Origin of the sequence: Stenotrophomonas acidaminiphila (assembly GCF_014109845.1) — a bacterium.
Classification (GTDB): domain Bacteria; phylum Pseudomonadota; class Gammaproteobacteria; order Xanthomonadales; family Xanthomonadaceae; genus Stenotrophomonas; species Stenotrophomonas acidaminiphila.
In genome coordinates this window covers 395,878-421,247 of the sequence record NZ_CP043567.1, presented here as the reverse complement: position 1 = coordinate 421,247, position 25,370 = coordinate 395,878, and the positions used below count along the sequence as shown (strand labels likewise).

The following is a 25,370-nucleotide window of genomic DNA, read 5'->3' as shown; positions in this document are numbered from 1 at the left end:
ATCTATGCCCCAGGAAAGGGGCGATCTGGAGATGGTGATGATTGAAGTTCCTGTCCGGTCCCGCGCTCTGCTCGCGGCCATCCTTGGCATCGTTCTGGGCGCGACCAGCTTTGCCAGCCAGGCGGCGATCTCGAAGATCATTCCCGGGGCGCGCCTGATCTCCGCCGCCCTGGGTTCGAAGAAGTGTCCGGAAAGTGCCGGCTCCCTGCGCATCGTCGAGCCCGACGATGGCATGGGTGCATGGGCATCGTATGGCCTGCCCGCACCGACGCGCATGCTGCGCGTGCTGGTGAACGACTCCCGCTGCTTTTCCGTCCTGGACCGGGGCGTCGGTTTTGCCGCCGCGCAGGCCGAACGCGCGCTGGCCCAGGCCGGTCACCTGCAGGACGACCAGAACATCGGGGCAGGGCAGATGCTGGGCGCCGACTTCGTACTGATTCCCGACATCGTGTCGCAGAACCCGAACGCGGGCGGGAGCAATGTCGGCGTGCAGGCGGCATCCGGACAGAAGCGTGGCCTGATGGCCGGCATGCTCAACGTCGCCACGCTGGGCATCTCGGGCAAGATGTCCAGCAACAAACAGACGGCGCAGGTGGTGTTGACGCTCGTGGACGTACGTACGTCCGAACAGCTGCTCAGCGTGACCGGCGAAGCGAAGATCACCGATCGCGCGTGGTCGGCGATGGTCAATGCATCGAACGTGCAGGGCAACGCGGGCGTGCGCCTGGGCAGCTGGGAGAACACCGAGATCGGCAAGGTCATCCAGGAGGCCTACGAGGAAGCCTTCGAGCAGATGGTTGCGGATATCCAGAAGCCGCGCAGCCGGGTGTTCGCGCGGCAGCAACCGAAAGCGGCCCCGCAGCCCCCGGCGATGATGGCCGCAGTCGAACCGCTGGCCCGCCTGGACGCGCCGGCGATCGCGGAGCAGGCCACCGCCGTGATGCCCGTGCTCGCCGCCGCGTCGCTGCCGGCACCAGCGCCGGTGCCGGTGCCGATGCCCGGTGAAGTCGGGGCAGTGCGCGGGATGCCGCTGGAGGCCGCCGCCGTGCCGCCCGTCGCCGACGTGGCGCCCGACGCGCAACTGGCGCTGAGGCAACTGGCAGCGTCGGGCACGCTCGAACTCCGCCGCACCGCGCGCCTGCTCAGTGGCGCGAGCAGCCAGGCGGGCACGGTGGCCGAACTGGCTACCGGCATGCTGGTGTTCCCCACCGGCAACATCCAGGGGAACATGCTCGAAGTCGAGGACGAGATGGGCAACAAGGGCTGGGTACCATCGGCGGTGGTGTCGGCGCCCTGAGTCGCGTCGCTTCTGTCGCGATGCGCGCCCGCCGCTCGTCTTTCCGGGCCTCGGCATGACATATCGCCACGCCCGGCGTTGAACGGATGCGTGGCGCGCGGCCGGTCCGGTGGCTGGGCGCCGGGTGTCCTTGCCACAGCCTGTGCGCCGCCACCGGTCGGGCCTGCAGCCGCGGCGGGCCACGATCGCGTTGGCGCCAGGCATGGGTCTGGACGCGTGCGCTGCCACGGCAATATCGGCTGCCAGCCGCCATCCCTCACCATGAAGACGCGGGTGCCGACGCCCGACCGCCGGACGGCAGACTCGAAGGTGCGGCTGTGCGCAGGGACATGGCGCCGGCACCCGGAACGGTCCTGCCGCCGCGTGCATTGCCCCGTATCCGGCCGGCGCACCTTCGTGCGGCGGGACCTTGTGCGCCGCCGGCGCAGCGGCGACGATGTCCGCGGCTGCCGACCCGCGCAGCGCCATGAACCGGGAAGCGGATACCGATGGAGCTGCTGACGCTGGAACACTTTGCCGGCTGCGTGAACGAACCGTTTGCCGCCGCGATGACCGGCATGGACGTGGAGTTCATGCTGGTCGAGGCGCGGCCGTTGCAATCCACGCAGCCGAATCCGGCGCGCGCGCCTTTTTCGCTGCTGTTCCGCAATACCTCGCCGGTGCTGTTTCCCCAGCAGATCTATCCCATGCGCCATCCACGGGTGGGCGAGGTCGGCATCTTCCTGGTGCCGATCGCCCAGGAACGCGCCGGCTTTCTCTACCAGGCCGTCTTCAACTGACTGCAGCGCGCCGGGTGGGCATCGCCCGGACGCCGCACCGCATCGGCCCGCGTGGCCGCCTCAGCCAGGCACCGGTGACCAGCGCATCGCCAGGTGCGCGCCGCTCCCGCCTTCCGCCATGAAGCCCAGCCGTTCGTAGAGCCGGCGCGCGCCCGGATTGGCCTGCAGCACATGCAGCCGCATGCCGCACCCCAGCGCGCCCGCCTCCCGCTGGCTGTGGCCGATCAGCGCATGGCCCAGCCCGTTGCCGCGCAGCGCCGGGAACAGGCTGATATCCACGAGCACGTGGTCCGGGGCCGCGCGCAGCAGGTAGTAGCGGCCGACCGGGCCGTGCCCGTCGCGTTCCAGCGCCATGAAATCGGCATCGCCGTAGTGGCCAAGATAATGGCGATGCTGCAGCGCGAACTGCTGGTCGAGGAACGCCCGCTTGGTGGCATCCGGCCAGGGCACCGGCGCCATTTCCTCGGCACGGGTGCTGGCATACAGGTCGCGCAGCCAGGGCAGGTCGCCGTCGTGCAGCGCACGCAGCGAAAACCCCCGGTCGGCCAGTGCTTCGGGAATCCGCATGCGGCCGGGCCGTTCCGGGGGGAACGGCTCCAGCCGGGCGGGAGACGCGACGGTCATGTCACGGGAATGAGGGATAGATACCCTGCAGCGCGATGCAGAAGTTCACCCCGAGGTACGGTTGCTGGTTCTGGTGAGGCAGGCCCCCGCCTACGTTCGGGCCGATCATGTTCGGAGCGAACGTGGTGTTGGGATTGGCGGAATTGAACGGCTTGTTGACCGTTGTGCCGGGTTGCGACAGGCCGCCGTTCGCAACCGGAGCCCCGCTTTTCCGGGTCGCATCGGTGGACAGGTACCCATTGATGCCGTGGTTGTGCTGCGGAATCTGGTTGGCGTCCAGGGTGACGCTGTTCACGCCGAAGGTCTCGCCGAGAGTGCGCGTCGAGGTTGTTGGCCCGGTGCCCTGCTGGCAGCCGGCCCGGCCCGCGAAGTTGGGCAGCTGGAACGTGGTCTGGCCATTGCCGCCGTAGATGGTGCCGAGGAGCGAGAACAGCGCGGTGTTCTGCGAGATCGGCACCGTGGTGCCGTTGCAGAGCGCCCAGCCTCTCGGGTTGAAGTTGAAGCCGAACAGCTGGATTTCGCCGACGAAGGGTTCGGTCATGTGCTGGTTCCTCCAATGAAGTGCCGCAGGGGTGTCGCGACAGCGTCTGCCTGACGCCAGGGATGTCGAAGCGCGCGCAGGCGGTCAGCCCTGCGACGGGAAGATGCCTTGGGTCGCCATGCAGAACTGCACCGTCAGCGTGGGCATGCAGTTCTCGTGTGGCTGGCTGCCCCCTGCGATACCGGTCGATTGCGTGGACATCGGCAATGCCGTCGCACCGGTGATGTCGGTCACATAGAACGACTCGCCGCTGACCGCGCCGGGCAGCAGGGCGTTGCCCGGGGTCGGGGCGCTGGCCGCGCCGGCCGTTGCGATCAGCGGATGGGTGTGCGCGGGCATCTGCGTCGGCATCACGGTCACCGTCTCGGTACCTGCGCTCTGGCCGATGACGTAGTTGCTCAGGCCCGGGCCCTGGCCCTGGTGGATCGGCAGGCGTCCGCGCAGGTCGGGAACGGCAAACGTCGTCTGGCCGTCACCGCCATAGGTCGTGCCGATCAGCGCAAACAACGGGTCGTACAGGGAGATCGGCAGCAGGCTGCCGTCGCAGGCCTGCCAGCCGTTGGGCGCACCGCGATTGCCGAAACCGAACATGCGGATCTCGCCGAGGTAGGGAGTACTCATTGGGGTCTTGCTCCGGAAGTGGGTTGGACGTGTGCGCGACCAGGCGGTACGCGACTGCGTTGTCCTTGGAACTCGACGTCATTCGCGGGACGGGAAGATGCCGCTCAGCGCGATGCAGAAGTTGATGGTCGTGTAGGGCTGGATGTTCGAATGCGGCTGGCTGCCGCCGGCCGGGGCCACCGTCTGCGGGTTCTGTGGCACGGCCTGCCCGGTGCTGCTGGCATACAGGTTGGGCGGCGAGGCACTGCTGGTGCTGGTCGCGAAGAGCCGTCCGCTGGCGTTGCGGTTGTCACCGTTCGCGGACGACGCGTTCATCGCGTGCGTGTGCGCCGGCAGGTTGGTGCTCAGCAGGGTGACATTCTCCACACCCGACGCCTCGCCGATCTGCACCGACGGAGGTTGCCAGCCGGGGTCGACCGACGACGCGTAGCCGATCGGCGTGCGGCCGCGCAGGTCAGGCAGCGCGAAATTGTTGACGCCGTTGCCCCCGTACTGCGTCCCCAGCAGCGAGAACAGGGCTTGGTTCTGGTTGATCGGCAGTAGCTGTCCATTGCTCAACGCCCAGAATTTGGGCGCGAAACTGAACCCGGCCATCATGATCTGGCCGATGAAGAATTCGCTCATCGTGATCCTTCCCCTCAGGTGGTGGGCGCTGCACGTCATGTACCGCGCCGCTGCACTCTGAACCGCCGCCGGCTGCCCCACAAGTCCCGACGGGGGCGTATGGTCCACCCCGTCATCACGGGATCTTGTCCCGGTTATGCGATGCTGTTCTCATATCGGCTCGCCCGGCTTGCAGGCCGGGCGTGCCGGGCGGCCGGGGGCAGGGCCGTATCGGGGTGGAAAGCACGACGTGCGCATCGAATGGTCGGCACGACCCTTCGTCGTTGGGTAATGGACTTCCGGGGAAACTTAAATGCACATGCTTTCGAGGCTTCTGATGCGTCGCCGCGGCGATCGCCCGTTCCCGTTCGGTCTCCACCTGCTGCTGTGCAGCCTGGCATTGCTGTGGCCCGCGCTGGCCAGCGCCCAGCACACCTCCGTTGAATGCCCGGCCCAGACGGCGACGGTTGCCAGCGGCGGATCGGTCACGATCAACGTCTCCGACTGCGAAGTCTCCAGCGGCTTCGGCGGCGACGGCCCCATCGATGGCGGCAGTTACGGCCCCGCCGATTTCGAGGACTACGGCACCGCTACGCTCCGGCATACCGGTGGCCAGTGGTTCCTGGACTACAGCAACAATGGCTCGGGCGTCGGTTCGACCGATGTCTTCGAGTTCGCCGATGGCTCGCTGACCGGTGCCGGCGACGTCCAGGTGAGCATCACCATCACCCCGGCCGCCTCGTCGATCGTCGTCTCCCCCAGCGCGCTGCCGACGGTGACCGCCGGCACCCCGTTCTCGCAGACGCTGACCTCCACCGGCGGCCTGGCACCCTACACCTACGCCCTGCAGAGCGGCACCCTGCCGGTTGGCATGAGCCTGAGCAGCGCCGGTGTCCTGAGCGGCACGCCCACCCAGCGCGGTGCCTACAGTTTCAGCGTGCGCTCGACGGATTCGACCTCGCCCACCGCCCAGTACGTCGACAAGGGCTACACCGGCACCGTCCAGAATCCGAGCCTGAGCCTTGGCAGCGGCAGCGGTACCGCCATCCAGGGCGTGGCGTTCACCCAGACCCTGACCACCAATGGTGGCGTCGCCCCCTATACCTACCAGCTCGAAACCGGCAGTCTCCCGGCCGGCATCACCGTTTCGAGCGGTGGCGTCGTCAGCGGGACCACCAGCGCGGCCCCCGGCAACTACCCGGTCACGCTGCGCGTCACCGATTCGAGCACCGGCCCGGGCAGCTATTTCGAGGTCGAGAACTACACCCTCACCGTCAGCCCGCCGCCGAGCGTCAGCATCGCGGTGTCGCCGGCGTCGGTGAGCGAGGATGGCGCGACCAACCTCACCTACACGGTCACCCGCAGCCTGAACCTGACATCGCCGACGGTGGTCAACATCACCACCACCGGCAGCGCCACCGCAGGCACCGACTACACCGGCAGCGTCGCCTCCGTGACCATCCCGGCCGGCGCGACCACCGCGACCATCGTGATCGACCCGACCGTCGACGGCACCGTCGAACCGGATGAAACGGTCACCCTGACCGTCGCCGCCGGCGCCGGCTATACCGTCGGCGTGCCGGCCTCGGCCACCGGCACCATCCTCAACGACGACGTGCCGAGCGTGACCGTTTCGGTGTCCCCGGCGGCGGTCGCCGAGGATGGCGCACCCAACCTGATCTACACCTTCACCCTGAACCAGGCGGCGTTCTCGGCGCTCTCGATCAACTACACCATCGGCGGCACCGCCACCAACGGCACCGACTACGCGACCATCGCATCGCCGCTGGTCATCGCGGCCGGCAACACCACCGGCACGGTCACGGTCAACCCGACCGCGGACGCGACCATCGAGGCCGACGAGACCGTCATCCTGACCCTGGCCGCCGGCACCGGTTACACGGTCGGCGTGCCCAACAGCGCGACCGGCACCATCCTCAACGACGACCTGCCGAACCTGACGATCAACGACGTCACCGTCACCGAAGGCAACAGCGGCATCACCAATGCCGTGTTCACGGTCAGCCTTAGCGCGCCGGCCGGCCCGGGCGGTGTCACCTTCAACATCGCCACCGCCAACGGCAGCGCCACCGCGGGCGTGGACTACGTCGCCCAGTCGCTCACCGGCCAGACCATCCCGGCCGGCAGCAGCACCTACACCTTCACCGTGCAGGTCAACGGCGATACGCTCAACGAGCCGACCGAGACCTTCTTCGTCAACGTCACCGGCGTGAGCGGCGCGGTCGTGGTCGATGGCCAGGGTGTCGGCACGATCACCAACGATGACCCGCTGCCGAGCCTGTCGATCGACGATGTCACCGTGGTCGAAGGCAACAGCGGCACGACCAACGCGGTGTTCACCGTGACCCTCAGCGACCCCAGCGGCCAGACGGTCACCGTCAACTACGCCACCGCCGACGGCACCGCGACCCAGCCTGCCGACTACACCAGCACGTCGGGCACGCTGACCTTCACCCCGGGCCAGACCACCCGCACCATCAGCGTGCCGGTGATCGGCGAGACCATCCCCGAGGCGAACGAGACCTTCTTCGTCAACCTCAGCGGCGCGACCAACGCGACGATCAGCGACAACCAGGGCGTCGGCACGATCACCAACGACGACGTGCCGGTGACCGTGAGTCCGGCCTCGCTGCCGAACGGCACGGTCACGGCAGCCTACAGCCAGGCGCTGGGTGCCAGTGGCGGCGCCGGTCCATACAGCTACGCCGTCACCGCCGGCGCGCTGCCGGCCGGTCTGACCCTGTCCCCGGCGGGTGTCCTCAGCGGCACGCCGACTGCCGGTGGCACGTTCAACGTCACCATCACCGCCACCGACAGCAGCCCGTTCCCGGGTCCGTTCACGGGCTCGCAGGCCTACACCCTGACCATCGCGCCGCCGACGATCTCGCTGCCGGCGACCACGCTGGCGGACGGCACGCTGGGCGCGGCGTACTCGGCCACCATCACCGCCGCCTCGGGGGGTACCGCGCCGTACAGCTACGCGGTTACCGCCGGCGCGCTGCCGGGCGGGTTGACGCTCAACGCCGCGACTCGCGCCATCAGCGGCACGCCGACGGCGCATGGCACGTTCAGCTTCACCGTCACCGCCACCGACAGCAGCACCGGCACCGGCCCGTACGGCACGACGCAGAGCTATTCGATCGAGGTGATCGACACGCCGCCGGTCGCCGCGAGCTCGTCGCTGACCGTCGCCTACAACGCGGCGGCCACCAACGTGCCGCTGAGCCTGTCCGGCGGCGCACCGACCTCGCTCGCGATCGCGACCGCGCCGGCCCACGGCACGGCACTGGTCAGCGGTACCACGATCACCTACCAGCCGGCCACCGGCTACGCCGGCCCCGACAGCTTCACCTACACCGCGACCAACGGCGGCGGCACCTCGGCACCGGCCACGGTGAGCGTGACCGTGCAGGATCCGGTGATCACGATCACCGCGGGCGGTGGCTTCGCCGCCACGGTGGGTGCGCCGTACACCCAGACGTTCACCTTCAGCGGCGGCGCGACGCCGTGGTCCGCCTTCCAGGTCAGCAACCTGCCGGCCGGCCTGTCGGTGACCGGTACCACCGCCAACACGGTGACGGTGTCGGGCATGCCGACCCAGGTGGGCAGCTTCAATCTGAATGTCTCGGCCACCGACAGCAGTACCGGCAACGGTCCATACACGGTGGGCCAGGCGTTCACGCTGGCGGTCGCCGCGCCGACACTGGCGCTGGCACCGGCCTCGACCACCTTCAACCCGACCTACGGCGTCGCCTACAGCCAGGCCTTCAGCGCCAGCGGCGGTGCCGGTCCGTACACCTACGCGGTGAGCGGCTCCCTGCCGCCGGGGCTGACGCTCAACGCCGGCACCGTGTCGGGCACACCGTCGCAGCCGGGTAGTTACACCGTGCAGATCACTGCGACCGATGCCGGCACGACGGGAACCGGCGCGCCGTTCACCGTGCAGCAGAGCTACATCTTCAATGTGCCGGCGCCGACCGTCATCGTGAACCCGGCGACCCTGCCCAACCCCGTCGCCGGCACTGCCTACGCCCAGACGCTTGCCGCCAGCGGCGGCGCCGCGCCCTACGGCTTCGCCGTGACCGCCGGTGGCCTGCCTGCGGGCATCACGTTGTCGGGCAGTGGCGTGCTGTCGGGGACCAGCAACCAGGTCGGTACCTACAACTTCACCGTCACCGCGACCGACCACTTCGGCCAGAGCGGCAACCGGGCGTATTCCGTGACCATCGCGGCACCGGTGCTGGCCCTGACCCCGGCGTCCGGCACGCTGGTCGCCACCTATGGCGCCCCGTTCTCGCAGGTCTTCGCCACCGTCGGCGGCTCGGGCAGCTCCAGCCTCGTGGTCACCGGCACGCTGCCGGCGGGCCTGAGCTTCAGTGGCGGCACCCTGTCGGGCACGCCCACGGCCCCGGGCAGCTACCCGATCACCGTCACCGCCACCGACACCCTGCTCACCGGTGTGGGTGCGCCGTTCACGGTCTCCAACAGCTACAACATCGACGTGCCGGCACCGACCGTCACGCTCGCCCCGGCGACGCTGCCCGATACCACCGCCGGCCTCGCCTACAGCCAGGCGCTGGGCGCGACCGGTGGTGTCGCCCCCTACGCCTTCGCGGTCACCGCCGGCAGCCTGCCCACGGGTACGGCACTGTCCGCGGCCGGCGCGCTGTCGGGCACGCCCACGGTGTCGGGCACGTTCAATTTCACCGTCACCGCAACCGACGCGTTCGGCCAGAGCGGCGCCCAGGCGTACACGGTCGTGGTAGCGGTGCCGACCCTGACCCTGACCCCGGCGACGCTGCCGGGCGCCATCGCCGGCACGCCGTACGCGCAGGCGTTGACCGTCAGCGGCGGCATCGCGCCGTACACCACGACGTTGACCGGCACGCTGCCGGCCGGCATCACCTTCAATGCCGCGACCGGCACCTTCGCCGGCACGCCGACACAGGCGGGTACGTTCAACCTGGGCGTGACCGTCACCGACAGCACCGGTGGCACCGCGGCCACCGTCGGCAACGCCTATGTGTTGACCGTCGCCACGCCCAACCTGGCCCTGACGCCGGCGGCCGGCGCACTGGCGGGTGGTATCGCTGGCAGCGGCTACAGCCAGACCTTCGCCGCGAGCAACGGCATCGCGCCGTACACCTATGCGGTGAGCGCCGGCGTGTTGCCGGCGGGCCTGGCGCTCAACGCCAGCACCGGCACGCTGAGCGGCACGCCGACGGTCGCCGGCAGTTTCGGCTTCAGCATCACTGCCACCGACAGCACCACCGGCAGCGCCGGCACCGTCACCCATGCCTACACGCTCACGCTGTCGGCACCGACGATCGTCGTCGATCCGGCGACGCTGCCCAATGGCCTGTTGTTCGTGCCCTACCAGCAGGCCATGGCCGGTGCCGGCGGTACCGCACCCTATACCTATGCGGTCGGCACGGGCGCGCTGCCCACGGGCATGAGCCTGGCTGCCAACGGTGTCCTCAGCGGCACGCCGAACGTGGCGGGCGCCTACGCGTTCACCGTGCAGGTGACCGACGCGCTGGGCTTCAGTGGTACCCGTGCCTACACGGTCAACATCAATGCGCGTCCCGATCCCAGCCAGGACCCGGAGATCCGTGGACTGATCGAAGCCCAGCAGGCCACCAGCCGCCGGTTCGCCGAGGCGCAGACGATGAACGTCCTGCGTCGCATGGAAAGCCTGCACCGGGAAACGGGCGGTGGTGGCTTTACCAATCAGTTGAGCCTGTCCTTCACCCGGGCCTGCGTCCCCGACCTGCAGAACCCGGACGAGCGCGGCTGCGCGGCGATGCCGGTTGGCGGGCCCTCGGGCACGTACGATCCGTCGGGTGCGGCGATGCAGGGAACCGCGAACGCCCGCGAACGCGGAGGCAAGGGCGGGCTGGCGCTGGGAGCCTGGGTCGGTGGCAGCGTGCGTTCGGGCAACGTGGATGCGCGCGCCGGACGCGATGCGCTGGATTTCGAAACCGATGGCCTCAGCGCAGGCGTGGATTACCGGTTCTGGCCGTCGCTCGCGGCGGGTGCCGGCGTGGGCTACGGCCGCGACCGTACCGACGTCGGCAATGACGGGGCGCGGCTGGATGCCAAGGCCAAGGTGGCGTTCCTGTATGCCAGCTACCACCCGGGGCAGGTGTACTACCTGGATGGCATGGTCGGCTTCCAGCAGCTGGATTACCGGATGGCGCGTGCGGCCGTCAGCGGCGCCAACCTGCATGGCCAGCGCGATGGCAGCCAGTGGTTCGGGTCGCTGACCTTCAGTGGCGAATTCGGTGGCGATGCCCTGCTGTTCTCCCCGTATGGACGACTCGACCTGGCCCGTACCGCACTGGATGCCTATGCCGAGCAGGGCGATGCGGTCTATGCGCTGCGCTACGACCGCATGGACTTCGACAGCAACACCGGCACGCTCGGCCTGAGGGTGGAGTTCCGCAGGCCGACCACCTGGGGCGTGCTGCAGCCGCAGCTGCGGGTGGAGTACCAGCACGACTTCAGCGCCGACAGTTACGCCCTGCTGCAGTACGCAGACGGCTTCGGGCCGGTGTACCGGGCCGATTTCACCGGGTTCGACCGCAATCGCCTGGTGATCAACCTGGGGAGCGTGTTCCGCACCGATCATGGCTGGAGCACCCGCCTGGAGTACCGCGGGATGTATGGCAGCGACGGCAAGGACCACGGGGTGTCGATGAACGTCGAGAAGGCGTTCTGACGCCAGCGCGGGCGGCATCCAGGTGCCGCCCGCCTTGCCCGCATCGTCGTTGCCGCAATCCCGCCGGGCAGGGGCCTGCCGGTGCATTGATGGCCGGGTGGCACCGCCGCCGCGCGCTGGTCCGGCATGGGCGCGGAACCGCGCGCCACGCACGGGGGTTGGCAGATGCTCGTCGTCGAGGGTGCAACGGCTGTCGCACCCGGACCGGGTGGTCAGCGCCTTGAAACCGCCGTGCGCCTGGATCCGCAGCCGGCGTCGCCGGGCGCGATGCGCTTGCCGGGCCGCGAACATGGATGCACGGACGCTGTTCGCGTCGCGGGGCAGTCGGCGACCTAGGTACGGCCTGCCCGGCCATGGCGGAAAACGGCAGCGTGCGGATTTTCTGGATTGCCGCCTGCGGACGGGTGCCGGTGAAATACAATCGATGCACCTCAGGTGGCGAGAGATTCAAATGCGGCATGTCGGACAGGGATTGGTCGCACTGGTTGTCGCTGGAGTGCTGTTGACCGCATGCGGCGAGGCGCCCAGGCCAGAACCCGGCTCCGTTGAAGTGGCCGGTGCCTCGGAGGATGTCCAGCCGACTGCCCGGGAGTGGGCGGATGCGAAAAGTGCGTCGAGCCTGGTTCCAGGGTTCGGCGACGAGGATGCGTCGAGATTCTTCACCGAGGCGTTCGGGCTTCACGCCTGCGGTGACAGGGTTTTTCTGCTCGACGGCGAGGGAGCTGTTGCCAAAGAGGTGAATGGCGCTGATTTTGAGATTGTGCCGGCATCTCTTTCTACCGCCGACGGCTTGAATGGCATTTCGTGGCGGGGACTTGTCAAGCTGAACGTCCGCGCGGAAAGGGAGTTCCGCAAGCGATATGTCCACGATGGCGGCGGAACGTCTGCCGGATGGGACAAATGGCTTCCGAAGGAAGGGCACGCATCGGGTGCTGGCTATGTGATCGTGAAGGACAAGGAACTCATGCTGGAAGAAGCCTATTTCCGGAAGCCCTACGTCGCATTGGACTGCTCGACGGTTCCAGCAGGTTGACATGCACGGCCCCGGCATCTCCGGGGCTTTTCCGTTCCAGGGCGTCCATGCCGATTGCCGGACCGTGGCAGCTCTGCCGATGGAGGCCCTCTCCTGGAGAGGAACGGTCCTGTTGTCTTAATGGCGCAGGGCAGGCCCCGGCCCTGCAGTGGGCATGGGTGTGCTGGCGCTGCGCCTGGGGCATGGATTCCTGCGCAGGACCGCTGTCAGCCTTGCCTCGCACATCGAAGGCGGCGGTGCCTGCGCGGTGGCGACGCCGCAAGCAGCAATCAGCAGGAATGGCACGGTCTTGAAGGTTCCTTGGTCCCCAGGCCAGTCCCTTGTCTGCGGCCTGCCATGAAGCGGGCACGCCAGACCCTGCTCATGGGCATCCATCCGATCGGTTCGTGGTGTCGCGATGGTGGGGTGCCCGCGCGCCTGGAAGGCGTGAAAAATGGAAATGGACGGAGCGGTGGCGAGAGCGGGTGGGTACACGATTCCTGCCATGCCGGTGCATTTGCGGCGTGCCCGGAGGATTGTCCTTGGCCTGCCGGGCAGGAATGCCGGGTGATCCTCCGCGCCACGACCCTATGCACATGCCCGCGCTGTCGCCGCGGACACGCTGGCCGGCCAGCTTCGCCTCACAGCACGTCGTCCATTCTCTGGCAGGAGCATTGGAGGGGAATGTCGTCGGCTCCCGGCCCCCCTTCAGCCGTGGGCCGAAGGGGCGCCGTGCAAGATCTCGCGGCCCGGCACGGCGCCGGGCCGCCACGGCGTCCGTCAGGCTGCGGAGAGTTCAGCGCGCAGCACCTGCGCCGCTTCCACCATCGCCTCCAGCGCTGCGCGGGTCTCCGGCCAGGCGCGGGTCTTCAGGCCACAGTCCGGATTCACCCACAGCTTTTCCGCCGGCAGCACCTCGCTGGCTCTGCGCAGCAGCTCGACCATCTCGGCGCGGTCGGGCACGCGCGGGGAATGGATGTCGTACACGCCCGGGCCGACCTGGTTGGGGTAGTCGAAGCGCGCGAACGCATCCAGCAGTTCCATGCGCGAGCGCGAGGTCTCGATCGAAATCACGTCGGCGTCCAGCGCCGCCACCGAATCGATGATGTCGTTGAACTGGGCATAGCACATGTGGGTATGGATCTGGGTGGCGTCGGCCACGCCGCTGGCGGCGATGCGGAAGGCTTCCACCGCCCATTCCAGATACCGCCGCCGCTGCGCATTGCGCAACGGCAGGCCCTCGCGCAGCGCCGGCTCGTCGATCTGGATGGCGGCGATGCCGGCCGCTTCCAGGTCGGTTACTTCATCGCGCAGCGCCAGCGCGATCTGCCGGCAGGTCTGCGCACGCTCCTGGTCGTCGCGCACGAACGACCATTGCAGCATCGTTACCGGGCCGGTGAGCATGCCCTTCATCGGCCGGCGGGTCAGCGACTGCGCGTACCGCGACCAGCGCACGGTCATCGGCGCGGGACGGCTGATGTCGCCGTAGATCACCGGCGGCTTCACGCAGCGCGAGCCGTAGCTCTGCACCCAGCCGTTGCCGGTGAAGGCGAAGCCGTCGAGCTGTTCGCCGAAGTACTCGACCATGTCGTTGCGCTCGAACTCGCCGTGCACCAGCACATCCAGCCCGATCTGCTCCTGTACGCGCACGCACTGCTCGGTCTGCACGGCGAGGAAGGCCTCGTAGTCGGCGTCGGAGAGCCTGCCCGACTTGTTGCGGGCGCGGGCCTCGCGCACGTCCCGAGTCTGCGGGAAAGACCCGATGGTGGTGGTGGGGAAGGGGGGCAGGCGCAGCGCCGCGGTCTGCAGCGGCAGGCGCCGTGCATGCGGCGTCGCGCGGACGGTGTCGGCGGCGGTGAGTGCGGCCACGCGCGCCTTGACCGCGGCATTGTGCACGCGCGACGAGCGCCGCCGCGCGTCGGCCGCTTCGCGCGCTGGCGCCAGTGCCGCTTCGGCGCCGGCGCGCCCATCGAGCGCGTCGGCCAGCAGCTTCAGCTCGCCCAGCTTCTGCCGCGAGAACGCCAGCCAGCCACGCAGTTCGGCATCAAGCTTCTTCTCCAGCGCCAGGTCGACCGGGCAATGCAGCAGCGAGCACGACGGCGCCAGCCAAAGTGGATCGTCGCCGCGATGGCCGCGCGCGTAGCGGGCGAGGATCAGCGCGTTGTCCAGCGGGTTGCGCCAGATGTTGCGGCCGTCCACCAGCCCCAGCGACAGCACGCGCCCGGCCGGCAGCGCGCGCAGCACGGCGTCGAGCTGTTCGGGGGCGCGCACCAGGTCCACGTGCAGGCCCTGCACCGGCAGCGACGCGGCCAGGGCGAGGTTGTCGTCGAGCGCGCCGAAGTAGGTGGCCAGCAGGATGTCCGGATGTGGGCCATCGGCCAGGCGGGCATAGGCCTGCCTGAAGGCGACGCGGGCGGCATCGTCCAGATCCTGCACCAGTACGGGCTCGTCCAGCTGCACCCACCGCGCACCTTCGGCCTGCAGGGCTTCGAGCAACTGCGCATACACCGGCAGCAGGGTGTCGAGCAGGTCCAGCGGGTCGCTGCCGTCGGTGGTCTTGGACAGCCGCAGGAAGCTCACCGGCCCCAGCAGGACCGGCCGTGTCTCGATGCCCAGCGCCTTCGCCTCGCGGTATTCGGCCAGGGGCTTGTCGCCGCGCAGCGTGAAGCGCTGGCCGGCCTGCAGTTCCGGCACCAGGTAGTGGTAGTTGGTATCGAACCACTTGGTCATTTCCAGCGCATGCAGGTCGATGCCGGGACGCTGCAGGCCGCGTGCCATCGCGAAGTAGGCCGCCAGCGGGGCGCATACGGCCAGCGCGCGGTAGCGTTCGGGTATCGCGTCGAACAGGAACGCGGTGTCGAGCACGTGGTCGTACAGCGAAAAGTCGTTGCTTGGCGGCAGCTCAACGCCGGCCTCGCATTGCAGCTTCCAGTGGCGCACGCGCAGCTCGGCGGCGGTGGCCTGCAACTGCGCGGCATCGCTCTCGCCGTGCCAGTAGCTTTCCAGCGCGCGCTTGAGTTCGCGGCGCGCGCCGATGCGGGGAAACCCCAGGTTGGTAACGATCGTCATGAAACTTTCCTCATTGCGTGGGCATTGAGGAACGAAGGAACCGCACGGTGCCGCGCTGGCCCTCCGGGCAGGCCTCCACCATGCCAGCGACCTCCGCCCCCGCGGGCGAACCGGGTTCCTTGACGGAGGCAGGCGGCACCGCCACGCGCGATGCGCGGACGGTTCCGGCCGCCTCCCCGCGGAGACGCCAGGTCGAAACAGGAGGCGACGCGCCTCCCGGCCCAGGCCGGTATTCGGGCTGATGGACATGGACGCGGTTGCGTCCGCCTAGTGGCCGTCGCTTCCCGGGCGTTGGGCCCAGTGCTCGATGACGGCGGTCGTTTCCATTCACCGCTGCGGGGCAGCTCCGGAATGACGGGCCTTGCAGGCGCGCTTCACCGGATTCCCGTTTAATTCCATCCCTTCATGCGAATGAAGCGATGAATACCTTCGGCGCGCACACGATAGGCGGGTGCGCGGCGCCGGTCAAGCGGCGGCCGGGCATGGGCCCGGAAAGCGGACGGGGGCCGCGGATCAGTGCGCGGTCGAACGCGAGAACACGTTGATCACCACCACGCCGGCGCAGATCAGCGCGATGCCGATCAGCGCGGGCAGGTCGAGTTTCTGCCGGAACACGAACAGGCCGATCAGCGAGATCAGCACGATGCCCACCCCGGACCAGATCGCATAGGCGATCCCGGTGGGTATCGATTTCATCACCATCGACAGCAGCCAGAAGCACAGGCCGTAGCCGACCAGCGAACCCAGCGTCGGCCACAGCCGGCTCATCCCGTCGGAGGCCTTGAGCAGCGAGGTGGCGATGACTTCCAGGACGACGGCGCAGGCGAGCAGGAGATAGGCGTTCATCGGCCCATTCTCGCCCGGCGTGGCGGCGCGTGTTGCCGCGTGCGCCCGCATCCCTGGCTGCGGGGAACGGCCCCGTTCAGGCGCTTCGTTTACCCTTGGCATCCCCTGCACCGCCCCCTGGCCGCAGGTGGAGCCGATCCAACGTCCGGAAGAGTCCGTTTTGCAGCCGAACCACGACCCGCGCCATGCCGCCTCCCTGCGCCTGTCCGTCGCCCCGATGATGGACTGGACGGACACCCATTGCCGGGTGTTCCACCGCATCCTCGCGCCCGGTGCGCGGCTGTATACCGAGATGGTCCACGCCAATGCGGTGATCCACGGCGACCGCCAGCGGCTGCTCGGTTTCGACGCCAGCGAGCATCCTCTGGCACTGCAGCTGGGCGGCAGTGACCCGGCGCTGCTGGCGCAGGCCGCGCACATCGCCGCGGACTGGGGTTACGACGAGGTCAACCTCAATTGCGGCTGCCCGTCCGACCGGGTGCAGGCCGGGCGCTTCGGCGCCTGCCTGATGCGCGAGCCGGAACTGGTGGGCGAGTGCGTGGCGGCGATGGTCGCCGCGGTGGACATCCCGGTCACGGTGAAATGCCGGCTGGGCGTGGACCAGGACAACGATTACGCGGCGTTCGCCGGGTTCGTCGACCGCCAGGTGCAGGCCGGCGCAGCGATGGTCGTCGTGCATGCGCGCAATGCCTGGCTGCAGGGGCTGTCGCCCAAGGAAAACCGCGAGGTCCCGCCACTGCGCTATGACTGGGCCTACCGGCTCAAGGCCGAGCGCCCGGCATTGCCGGTGGTGCTCAACGGTGGCCTGGCCACGGTCGAGGCGGCGCAGGCGCAGTTGGCGCATGTGGATGGGGTCATGCTGGGCCGGGCGGCCTACCACGACCCCTATGTCCTGCACCTGCTCGAAGCGGCGCAGACCGGCGCGCCGCTGCGCAGCCGCGAGGAGTTGCTGCAGCAGATGCGTCCCTATGTCGAGTCGCAACTGCAGGCAGGGCTGGCGCTCAAGCACATCACCCGCCACCTGCTCGGCCTGTACCACGGCCAGCCCGGTGGCCGCGGCTTCCGCAAGGTGCTCAGCGAGGGTGCGCACCTGCCCGGTGCCGACTGGGCGCTGGTCGAGCAGGCGGTGCAGGTCACCCGCGACCAGGCGGCACGCGCGGCCTGAGGCATCGGCACGCATTCATTTTGCTCATGTAGCTGAACGGGGCCGCTGGGGAGCGGGGAGGGTTCAGACCGGATTCACCCCTAAAAATCAAGAATTTGCCTCGATTTCGTGAGTCTCGTGAAAAATTCCGTGGGCCTTTGTTTTCACGGATTTTGAACGATCCGCCGCAGTCCGATAGGATCACGCCATGCTTCCGGTTCCGCGTCATATTCTTGCCTTCGCTGCCGCGGCCGCCTTCGCGGCCGGCACGCCGACGGCGCAGGCCTGGGCGCAGGACGGGCGGCCGCAGCAGATGCAGGGCGGCGAACGCGACATTCCACGTCCGCGCATGCGCGACAACGCCGGCTCGCTTTCCGATGCGGTGCGGCGCGTCCAGCGCGAGACCGGCGGCCGCATCCTCGGTGCCGAGCGCGTGCCTTACGACGGCCGCGACATCAACCGGGTGAAGTACATGGACGAGCGCGGCCGGGTGCGCTACATGGACGACGCGCCGCCGTCGCCCCGGGCCCCCCGGGGGCCGCGCCAGGCCGAGCAGCCACCACGCGGCGATAACCCCTGAACAGCGATAGTTGTCCCGCAATCCGCTTACCCATGCCGGTGAATGGCCGGCCAAGCAACTAGGGAGAGTTCATGCGTATCCTTCTGGTCGAAGACGAAGCCCCGCTGCGCGAGACCCTGGCAGCCCGGCTCAAGCGCGAAGGCTTTGCCGTCGATGCCGCGCAGGACGGAGAGGAAGGGCTGTACATGGGACGCGAGGTGCCGTTCGATGTCGGCATCATCGATCTGGGCCTGCCCAAGATGTCGGGCATGGAGCTGATCAAGGCGCTGCGCGACGAGGGCAAGAAGTTCCCGGTGCTGATCCTGACCGCCCGTTCCAGCTGGCAGGACAAGGTCGAGGGCCTGAAGCAGGGCGCCGACGACTATCTGGTCAAGCCGTTCCACGTCGAAGAGCTGCTGGCCCGCGTCAACGCGCTGCTGCGCCGCGCCGCCGGCTGGTCCAAGCCGACGCTGGAGTGCGGCCCGGTGGCGCTGGACCTGGCCGCGCAGACGGTCAGCGTGGCCGGCAGCAACGTCGACCTGACCAGCTACGAATACAAGGTGCTCGAGTACCTGATGATGCATGCCGGTGAGCTGGTCTCGAAGGCCGACCTCACCGAGCACATCTACCAGCAGGACTTCGACCGCGATTCGAACGTGCTGGAAGTGTTCATCGGCCGCCTGCGCAAGAAGCTGGACCCGGACGGCGAGCTGAAGCCGATCGAAACCGTGCGCGGCCGTGGTTACCGCTTCGCCATTCCGCGCAACGAGGGCTGATCCGCCGCGCGCGGTACGGGCATGATCTACGGCCGTCTGTGGTTCTTCCGGCGCTGGCGGCCGCGTTCATTGCAGGCGCGCCAGCTGCTGGCCGCCTCGATAGGCCTGGTGGCCTTTCTGGCGCTGGCCGGCTATGCGCTGGATGCCGCCTTCGCCGGCACCGCCCGCGCCAATCTTTCCGAGCGGCTGAAGAACTACGCCACCTCCTACGCGGCCGGCATCGACTTCACCCGCGACCGCTCGCTCTACATCCGCGAACAACCGCCGGACCCGCGGTTCGACGTGCCCGGCAGCGGCCTGTACCTGCAGGTGGTGATGCCGGGCCACTCCGGCAACTCCATGTCCGCCGAGGGGCCGATCCTGCCCGACGTCAGCGCGCGCATGCTCGAGCCGCGCGAGGAGACGTTCGAGGGCCCGCTGCCGATCACCCAGATCGACGGCACGCCCGGCGAGGTCTACCGCTACGGCATGGGCCTGGTCTGGGGCGGTGACGGCAGCCCGGAGAGCGAGTTTCCCTACACCATCTACGTGCTCGAGGATTCGCGCGCGCTGGGCAAGCAGCTGCGCGTGTTCCGCAGTGCGGTGTGGTTCTGGCTCGGCGTGACCGGCCTGATCCTGCTGCTGCTGCAGACCCTGGTGCTGCAGTGGAGCCTGCGCCCGCTCAAGCGCGTGATCAACGAACTGACCCGGGTGCAGCGCGGCGAGCGCGAGCGCATGAGCGAGATGCACCCGCGCGAGCTGGAACCGCTGACCGACAGCATCAACGCCTTCATCGAGAGCGAACGCGAGAACCTCGAGCGCCAGCGCAATACCCTGGCCGACCTCGCGCACAGCCTGAAGACGCCGATCGCGGTGCTGCGCACGCAACTGGACAGCGGTGCCGGCGACGGCGCGCTGCGCGAGGAGCTGGACGTACAGCTGCAGCGCATGAACAACCTGGTGTCCTACCAGCTGGCGCGGGCGGCCTCGTCCGGGCACAAGCTGTTCTCCGCGCCGGTGCCGATCGAGGCCAGCGCCGAGGAGATCGTGCGCGGGCTGGAGAAGGTCTACGCCAGCAAGGGCGTGCTGTGCGAGTTCGAGATCGAGCCGGGCGTCAATTTCTACGGCGAGCCCGGCGACCTGCAGGAACTGCTCGGCAACCTGCTGGAGAACGCGTTCAAGTGGGCCCGGCGCAGGGTGCTGCTCACGGTCCGCTCCATTCCCTCCGCGCCCGGGCGGCGCGCGGGCCTGGAAATGGCGGTGGACGACGACGGCCCCGGCATCGCCGAGGACAACATCGCCAAGGTCCTGCAGCGTGGCGTGCGCGGCGACGAACGCGTGCAGGGCCACGGCATCGGCCTGTCGATCGTGCAGGACCTGATCAAGGACTACCGCGGCGAACTGCAGGTCAAGCGCTCGCCCGAACTGGGTGGCGCGCGTTTCGAAGTGACCCTGCCGCCGGGGCTGTGACCCGGCCCGGCCGGCAGCCCGCGGGCGCGGCATCGTGGCGGTCCGCGGCGTTGGCGAGCCCGGCCATGCCGGCGTCGCGCCGCACTGCCTATGGCTGTTGCAGCGCCTGGCCGGCGAACGGCGAGGGCCCGTAGAAGCGGCGTAGGTGCGCGGCCACCTCCGGCATGTCCCGCTCCAGCAGGTGCGGGGCGGAGAAGTGGTACTCGGTGGCGACCGCGAAGAACTCTTCCGGCGCTTCGGCCGCGTACGGGTCGATCGCGGTATCGCGGCCGGCATCCACCCGTGCGCAGAAGGCGTCGTAGCTGCGCTGGAAATCGCGTGCCCATTGCCGCTGCCAGTCGCGCGGCAGCGGCGGCGTGCCGTCCAGCGCGCCATCGAGCACGTCGATCTTGTGCGCCATCTCGTGCACCGCCACGCAGAAGCCCGCCTGCGGGTCGGCGATGTCGGCCTGCACATCGGCCCATGACAGCAGCAGCGGGCCACTGTCCCAGGCTTCGCCGATCAGTTCATCGTCCCATTCGTGCAGCACGCCGGCGGCGTCCACGTGGTTGCGGCGCACCCGGAACGCGTCCGGATACACCACCAGTTCCGACCACCCAAGCAGGCCCTGCTCACCGAACTCCAGCAGCGGCAGGCAGCACAGTGCGGCCAGCAGCAGGCGCTGGCCTTCGTCCAGCACCAGGCCGGCTACCGGGGTGATGGCCTTGCGGTGCAGGAAATGCGCCGCAAGCCCGCGCAACCGTTCCTGGCGCGTGGCATCCAGGGCATGCAGCCACGGGCATGCCTGGCACGTGCTGCGCCAGAGGGTTTCGTCAATGGAAGGCGGCGGGCGCCGCCAGCGGCGCAGAAACGACTGGATCAGCGGAACATACCGGGCAGCAGGCGGTGCCATTTCGGTGCGCGCAGCCGCGGGATGATCTCCTCGTCGCTGCCGCCGCCGGCCTGTTGCGGTGCCGGCACCGTGTGCTTGGGTTGCGACGGCGGAACGGCGTTGGCCAGGCTCACCGATGCGGCCGGTGCCGCCACGCGCTCCACTTCGCCCGGGGCATAGGTGCAGCCGCTGCGGGCCGGGGTGTCGATCGCCTCCGCGGCATGCGCGGCCACGGGGGCCAGCAGCAGGATCAGGCAATGGGCGGTACGGCGCATCGTCGACATCCGGGGGCGGTTGAGCTCCCGATTCTAGCCTGCTTTCCCGGCGGGATTGGAAGCCCCCATGGGCGGTCCGGGTGCCTTCACGCATAATCGGCCGATCTGTTGCGATCAGAAGATCCATCGTGGACGACCGAGAATTGCTGGCCAAGCTGGGCGAGGGCGCCTTTTCCGGCGACGCCCTGGCCCGTGAACTCGGCCAGACCCGCGCCGCCGTGTGGAAGCGTATCCAGGGGTTGCGGGCAGCCGGCGTGGCGATCGACGGCCGTGCCGGCGACGGCTACCGGCTGGCCCAGCCGCTGGAGCTGCTGGATCGCGCGCGCATCCTGGAGCAGCTGGCGCCCGGGGTGGCGGATTCCGTCGCGGCGCTGGAAATCGGCTGGACGGTAGGGTCCACCAACAGCGAATTGCTGCGGCGCAGCGCGCCTTTGCGCGGCGTCGAGGTGCTGCTGGCCGAGCGCCAGACCGGCGGTCGCGGCCGTCGCGGCCGGCACTGGGCCTCGCCGCTGGCGGCCAATATCTATCTGTCGGTGTCGCGGTCCTTTGCCGGTGGCCTGTCGCGCATGGGCGGGCTGAGCCTGGCCGCCGGGGTGGCGGTGGGTGAAGCGCTGCATGCACTCGGCTTTGCCGCGGCCGGCCTGAAATGGCCCAACGACGTGCTGGTCGATGGCCGCAAGCTCGGTGGCCTGCTGGTGGAGGGTGGCGGCGAGTTCGCCGGGCCGGCGCGTGCGGTGATCGGGCTCGGCCTGAACGTGCGCATGCCCGCCGGCATCGCCGCGGACATCACCCAGCCCTGGGCCGACCTGGACACGCTCGCCGGAGCGCCGGTATCGCGCAACCGGGTGGTTGCGGCCGTGCTGTCGCAACTGCTGCCGGCGCTGGACCTGTTCGAGCAGCAGGGGCTGGGCCCGTTCCTGCCGCGGTATGCGGCGATGGACGTGCTGGCCGGGCGGCCGGTACGCGTGGAGGAGGCGGGTACCCTGTACGAGGGCGTCGCCCGCGGCCTGGCCGAGGACGGTGCCCTGCGCCTGTCCATCGGTGGCGGCGAGCGTCATTTCCATGCCGGCGAAGTCAGCGTGAGGGCGCAATGAGCGACTGGCTGTTCGACCTGGGCAATTCGCGTTTCAAGTTCGCACCGCTCGACGATGCCACCGCCGGCAGTGTGCAGGCGTGGGCACACGGTGCCGAGGCCATGACCGCGGCCGCGCTGGATGCCCTGCCACGCGGGGACACCGCCTGGGTGGCCAGCGTCGCGGCGCCGGCATTGACCGCGACGGTGATGGAACTGCTGCATGCGCGCTTCGCACGCGTGCAGGTGGCGCGGACGCTGCCTGCATGCGCCGGCGTCACCATCGCCTATGCACGCCCGGAGAAGCTTGGCGTCGATCGTTTCCTGGCCCTGCTCGCCGCGGCCACCGGCCAGCGGCCGGTGCTGGTGGTGGGGGTGGGCACGGCGCTGACCATCGACCTGATGGATGCCGGTGGCCGCCACCTGGGCGGCCGCATCGGCGCCTCGCCCACGGTCATGCGCGAGGCCCTGCACGCGCGCGCGGGGCAGTTGCCGGCCAGCGGTGGCGACTATGCGGAGTTCGCCAATGACACCGCCGACGCGCTGGCGTCCGGGTGCGACGGCGCCGCGGTGGCGCTGGTCGAACGCAGCCTGCGGCATGGCGCCGACCTGCTCGGGACCGCGCCGTCCCTGCTGGTGCACGGCGGCGGCGCGGTCCCGCTGCTGCCGCTGCTGCCCGACGCCGAGTACCGGCCAGCCCTGGTGCTGGACGGGCTGGCCCGCTGGGCCGTGCACGCGCAGGCGCCGGGGCGCTAGGATCGCGCCATGCTGATTCGTTTCCTGATCGTCGCACTGGCCATCCTCAACCTTGGCGTGGCGCTGTGGTGGATGACGCCGCGGCCGGCACCGGCCGCCGCGCCCGAAGTCCGCGAAACCGGCGTTGCGACGCTGGAACTCGTGCCCATGGATGCGGTGGATGCAGGCGCGCCGGCCGTACCGGCGCCAGCCGCCGTTGCCGCGGCGCCGGCACCGGCCGCGTTGCAGGACGCAGCCAAGGCCACCGCCACGAGCGCGGTGGCCACGCCGGCCCCCGCCACCCCGGAGCCCATTGCGTCCGCGCCGTCGCGTCCATTGCAGTGTTCGAGTTTCGGGCCGTTCCAGAGCCGCGAGCAGGCGCAGGCCGCCGCGGCCGCGCTGGGAGCGGATCTGTCCCGCTCGCAGCTGCGCGAGGTGCAGCCCAAGGCGGCCAGCTACCGCGTGCTGACATCGCAGGCCGCGAGCCGCGAGGAGGCGCAGGCCCTGGCCAAGCGCATCGTGGAGGCGGGCTTCAGCGACTACTTCATCATCGCCCAGGGCGACGACGCCAACGCGGTGGCGCTGGGCCAGTACCGCAACCGCGAGGGCGCCGAGCGGCGAATGGCCGCACTGGCGGCAGCGGGCTTCCCGGTACGGATTGTCGGCACCGGCGTGGAAGCCGGCGCCAGCTGGTGGCTGGACGCGGCCCATGCCGCTACCGCCGCCGCGGACGATCTGCACAGGCGCAGTGGTGCCGCGCAGCGGCAAGCGCTGGAGTGCGCGCGCCTGCGCTAGAATGCCGCTCGGGCGCATCGCGAGTGCGCCGCGTGAACCCTTGCCGCTTTAGCTCAGTCGGTAGAGCAACTGTCTTGTAAACAGTAGGTCATCCGTTCGATTCGGATAAGCGGCACCAATAGCCAATTGAATTTAATGGATTTTTCTTGCGGATCGATGCCGCAAGGTAGTCGGATTGCTGGGAAAACTCCGGGAAATTCTGGGAAAATTCATTCCAGAGTCCATGTTTCACGAAGCGCCGAACGCTAGTCGTGCCAAGGCTCCTGGGGAGGCTGAGGATTGGAAGGGCAACTGTCTTTTCATTTCGACTGTTGCGCAGGAGAGCATCCTGGCACTCTGGATATGCTCAGAACCTGCCAAGAGCGGGCCTTAGAGAACAGCCGGGGAAGATGAGCGCGTGGCCTTTCCAGTCGCATTGAATCACAGACATTGGTAGTGACCGGTGGCAATGCAACTATCAGTGTGTGCTGGAAGCGATTCAGATAGCGGCACAAGGCGAACGGCACTATTCAGATAATTCTGGAATCGTCGGACCGTCTCGAAGCAGCGAATCGCTCCTGTTTCGGGAGTTATGTAATCGAACACGCCGAGTCACGGTCTCGACCCGGTGGGGCCGACGAGCCCTTCGAATTGCGGGCGAAAGACCTTGGTCATCGCAATCACCGCACCTTTCGCCATATAGGCAGCCCCCGTGCGTTTGCCCATCCGGACCACCATCTTCCATAGGTGTCGCGGATGCACAACCTGCCGAGAGATAACTCCTAGTCGTCAAATTGGTAGTTGTCACGCAAATGTTCAAGAATCAATCTTGATCTCGCGCTGTAATAGCATTGGCGCGGTGTCTCCGAGGTCTCTCTGGCCAACGGAGCCAAGCTAGATCTATCCGATGCGCTGCTCGAATCGCTCAGCTGCGGGCGAATAGACTTCAAGACCGAAGGAATGTACTGAGGAAGCCCCCCCTGCTAACCTTGGCATTTATGATCTCCAGCATTTCACCTTGAAACTCACGATCTGCATCGGCGTGTGCAATCAATAATAGCAGCGCATTGATACCATTGTTGCCAATTTCGTCGACTCCAGGAAACTCGTTGGTAGCAAAATATTGTTTCATGATGGACAGATTCGTAGCATTTACCTCTCGCAATCTAGTTGCCGCTTTGTCAGTCTGCGCACTATCGTAAAAAGCGTTATGGATTGCCAATGCATTCTGGTCCTGTCTAATCATTCTTGAAACCGTGGCGAAAAGATCAGGCGCAAGAATGTGTTCACCAGCCTCAATGTCGTCGGCGAATGTTATTTCGGATTCGGGTCTCCACTTGCAGGTCTCGGCAGCTTTTAGGTCGGCAAAATTGGCCGCCATCTGGCGCGCCCGCCAAATTGCCTCGCTTTCCTTTTCTGAATATCCGCAAGCAATTGCGCCGCCACAGAAGAGCAAAGTAAAAAATGCCACCTTGGAAATATGCATAGCTCACCTAAGATGTCGCCGAGATATGTATTGTTCTTTCCTGTCATATTATTTCGACTGAAGGCTTCGAATTCCTCCGTCCATCTAGCATGGTC

At 68.3% G+C, this 25,370-nt stretch carries 20 protein-coding genes, 1 tRNA gene and 1 riboswitch; of the genes, 12 read left to right on the top strand and 9 right to left on the bottom strand.

The genetic code is table 11. The features are described from left to right. Nucleotides 1-37: 37 nt before the first annotated feature. Complete coding sequence (locus F0P95_RS02135) at nt 38-1,297, top strand: CsgG/HfaB family protein (RefSeq protein ID WP_182335513.1); 1,260 nt, start codon at nt 38-40, stop codon at nt 1,295-1,297. 488 nt (nt 1,298-1,785) lie between these two features. Beyond that, the gene (locus F0P95_RS02130) at nt 1,786-2,076 is read left to right on the top strand and encodes a DUF6916 family protein (protein WP_182335512.1); all 291 of its coding nucleotides are present in this window, start codon (nt 1,786-1,788) and stop codon (nt 2,074-2,076) included. 60 nt (nt 2,077-2,136) lie between these two features. On the opposite strand, the gene F0P95_RS02125 is transcribed toward F0P95_RS02130, so the two are convergent. The 4 genes from F0P95_RS02125 to F0P95_RS02110 form a co-directional block, all read right to left on the bottom strand. Continuing rightward, on the bottom strand, nt 2,137-2,643 hold the full coding sequence (locus F0P95_RS02125; RefSeq protein WP_182335511.1) for a GNAT family N-acetyltransferase: 507 nt from the start codon (nt 2,641-2,643) through the stop codon (nt 2,137-2,139). A 58-nt stretch (nt 2,644-2,701) separates the two neighbouring features. Continuing rightward, nucleotides 2,702-3,241 carry a phage tail protein gene (locus tag F0P95_RS02120; RefSeq protein ID WP_182335510.1) on the bottom strand — a complete coding sequence of 180 codons (540 nt, stop codon included), beginning with the start codon at nt 3,239-3,241 and terminating at the stop codon, nt 2,702-2,704. Between the two features lie 84 nt (nt 3,242-3,325). Beyond that, a complete protein-coding gene (locus tag F0P95_RS02115) occupies nt 3,326-3,862 on the bottom strand; it encodes a phage tail protein (protein WP_182335509.1) in 537 nt (178 codons plus the stop codon). A gap of 78 nt (nt 3,863-3,940) precedes the next feature. Beyond that, a complete protein-coding gene (locus F0P95_RS02110) occupies nt 3,941-4,486 on the bottom strand; it encodes a phage tail protein (RefSeq protein ID WP_182335508.1) in 546 nt (181 codons plus the stop codon). Between the two features lie 316 nt (nt 4,487-4,802). Between F0P95_RS02110 and F0P95_RS02105 the strand changes: the two genes are divergently transcribed. Together F0P95_RS02105 and F0P95_RS02100 are read left to right on the top strand one after the other, a co-directional pair. Continuing rightward, nucleotides 4,803-11,207, top strand: coding sequence for a putative Ig domain-containing protein (locus F0P95_RS02105; RefSeq protein ID WP_182335507.1), 6,405 nt, complete (start codon nt 4,803-4,805; stop codon nt 11,205-11,207). A 289-nt stretch (nt 11,208-11,496) separates the two neighbouring features. Next, a complete protein-coding gene (locus F0P95_RS02100; RefSeq protein ID WP_182335506.1) occupies nt 11,497-12,240 on the top strand; it encodes a hypothetical protein in 744 nt (247 codons plus the stop codon). A 759-nt stretch (nt 12,241-12,999) separates the two neighbouring features. Here the strand turns inward: F0P95_RS02100 and metE are convergent. Both metE and F0P95_RS02090 read right to left on the bottom strand, forming a co-directional pair. After that, complete coding sequence (gene metE / locus F0P95_RS02095) at nt 13,000-15,288, bottom strand: 5-methyltetrahydropteroyltriglutamate--homocysteine S-methyltransferase (RefSeq protein ID WP_182335505.1); 2,289 nt, start codon at nt 15,286-15,288, stop codon at nt 13,000-13,002. A gap of 207 nt (nt 15,289-15,495) precedes the next feature. Continuing rightward, nucleotides 15,496-15,734: riboswitch (cobalamin riboswitch) on the bottom strand. 67 nt (nt 15,735-15,801) lie between these two features. Further along, nucleotides 15,802-16,134: an SMR family transporter gene (locus F0P95_RS02090; protein ID WP_182335504.1), complete on the bottom strand. Its 333-nt coding sequence runs from the start codon at nt 16,132-16,134 to the stop codon at nt 15,802-15,804. Nucleotides 16,135-16,294: 160 nt separating this feature from the next. Between F0P95_RS02090 and dusA the strand changes: the two genes are divergently transcribed. From dusA to F0P95_RS02070, 4 genes are all read left to right on the top strand, one after another. Continuing rightward, nucleotides 16,295-17,299, top strand: a complete 1,005-nt coding sequence (gene dusA / locus F0P95_RS02085; RefSeq protein WP_269150861.1) for a tRNA dihydrouridine(20/20a) synthase DusA — start codon at nt 16,295-16,297, stop codon at nt 17,297-17,299. Between the two features lie 187 nt (nt 17,300-17,486). Next, nucleotides 17,487-17,858, top strand: coding sequence for a PepSY domain-containing protein (locus F0P95_RS17720; protein WP_331252900.1), 372 nt, complete (start codon nt 17,487-17,489; stop codon nt 17,856-17,858). A gap of 71 nt (nt 17,859-17,929) precedes the next feature. Next, entirely contained in the window at nt 17,930-18,613 is a 684-nt protein-coding gene (locus F0P95_RS02075; RefSeq protein WP_004136763.1) for a response regulator transcription factor, read from the top strand. A 21-nt stretch (nt 18,614-18,634) separates the two neighbouring features. Next, nucleotides 18,635-20,062, top strand: coding sequence for an ATP-binding protein (locus F0P95_RS02070; protein ID WP_056932586.1), 1,428 nt, complete (start codon nt 18,635-18,637; stop codon nt 20,060-20,062). Between the two features lie 88 nt (nt 20,063-20,150). On the opposite strand, the gene F0P95_RS02065 is transcribed toward F0P95_RS02070, so the two are convergent. Together F0P95_RS02065 and F0P95_RS02060 are read right to left on the bottom strand one after the other, a co-directional pair. Continuing rightward, entirely contained in the window at nt 20,151-20,954 is an 804-nt protein-coding gene (locus tag F0P95_RS02065) for a M90 family metallopeptidase (RefSeq protein ID WP_054668100.1), read from the bottom strand. Continuing rightward, entirely contained in the window at nt 20,921-21,208 is a 288-nt protein-coding gene (locus tag F0P95_RS02060) for a hypothetical protein (protein WP_225546648.1), read from the bottom strand. Before F0P95_RS02060 ends, F0P95_RS02065 begins: the two co-directional genes overlap by 34 nt. A 128-nt stretch (nt 21,209-21,336) precedes the next feature. On the opposite strand from F0P95_RS02060, the gene birA reads away from it, so the two are divergent. The 4 genes from birA (at nt 21,337) to F0P95_RS02040 (ending at nt 23,928) form a co-directional block, all read left to right on the top strand. Further along, nucleotides 21,337-22,302, top strand: a complete 966-nt coding sequence (birA, locus tag F0P95_RS02055; RefSeq protein WP_182335503.1) for a bifunctional biotin--[acetyl-CoA-carboxylase] ligase/biotin operon repressor BirA — start codon at nt 21,337-21,339, stop codon at nt 22,300-22,302. Continuing rightward, nucleotides 22,299-23,036, top strand: coding sequence for a type III pantothenate kinase (locus F0P95_RS02050; RefSeq protein WP_182335502.1), 738 nt, complete (start codon nt 22,299-22,301; stop codon nt 23,034-23,036). Before birA ends, F0P95_RS02050 begins: the two co-directional genes overlap by 4 nt. Before the next feature lie 9 nt (nt 23,037-23,045). Next, entirely contained in the window at nt 23,046-23,810 is a 765-nt protein-coding gene (locus F0P95_RS02045) for an SPOR domain-containing protein (RefSeq protein WP_182335501.1), read from the top strand. A 42-nt stretch (nt 23,811-23,852) separates the two neighbouring features. Beyond that, nucleotides 23,853-23,928, top strand: a tRNA-Thr gene (locus F0P95_RS02040). Nucleotides 23,929-24,735: 807 nt separating this feature from the next. Here the strand turns inward: F0P95_RS02040 and F0P95_RS02035 are convergent. Next, nucleotides 24,736-25,275, bottom strand: coding sequence for a hypothetical protein (locus F0P95_RS02035; RefSeq protein WP_182335500.1), 540 nt, complete (start codon nt 25,273-25,275; stop codon nt 24,736-24,738). Nucleotides 25,276-25,370 lie beyond the last annotated feature (95 nt).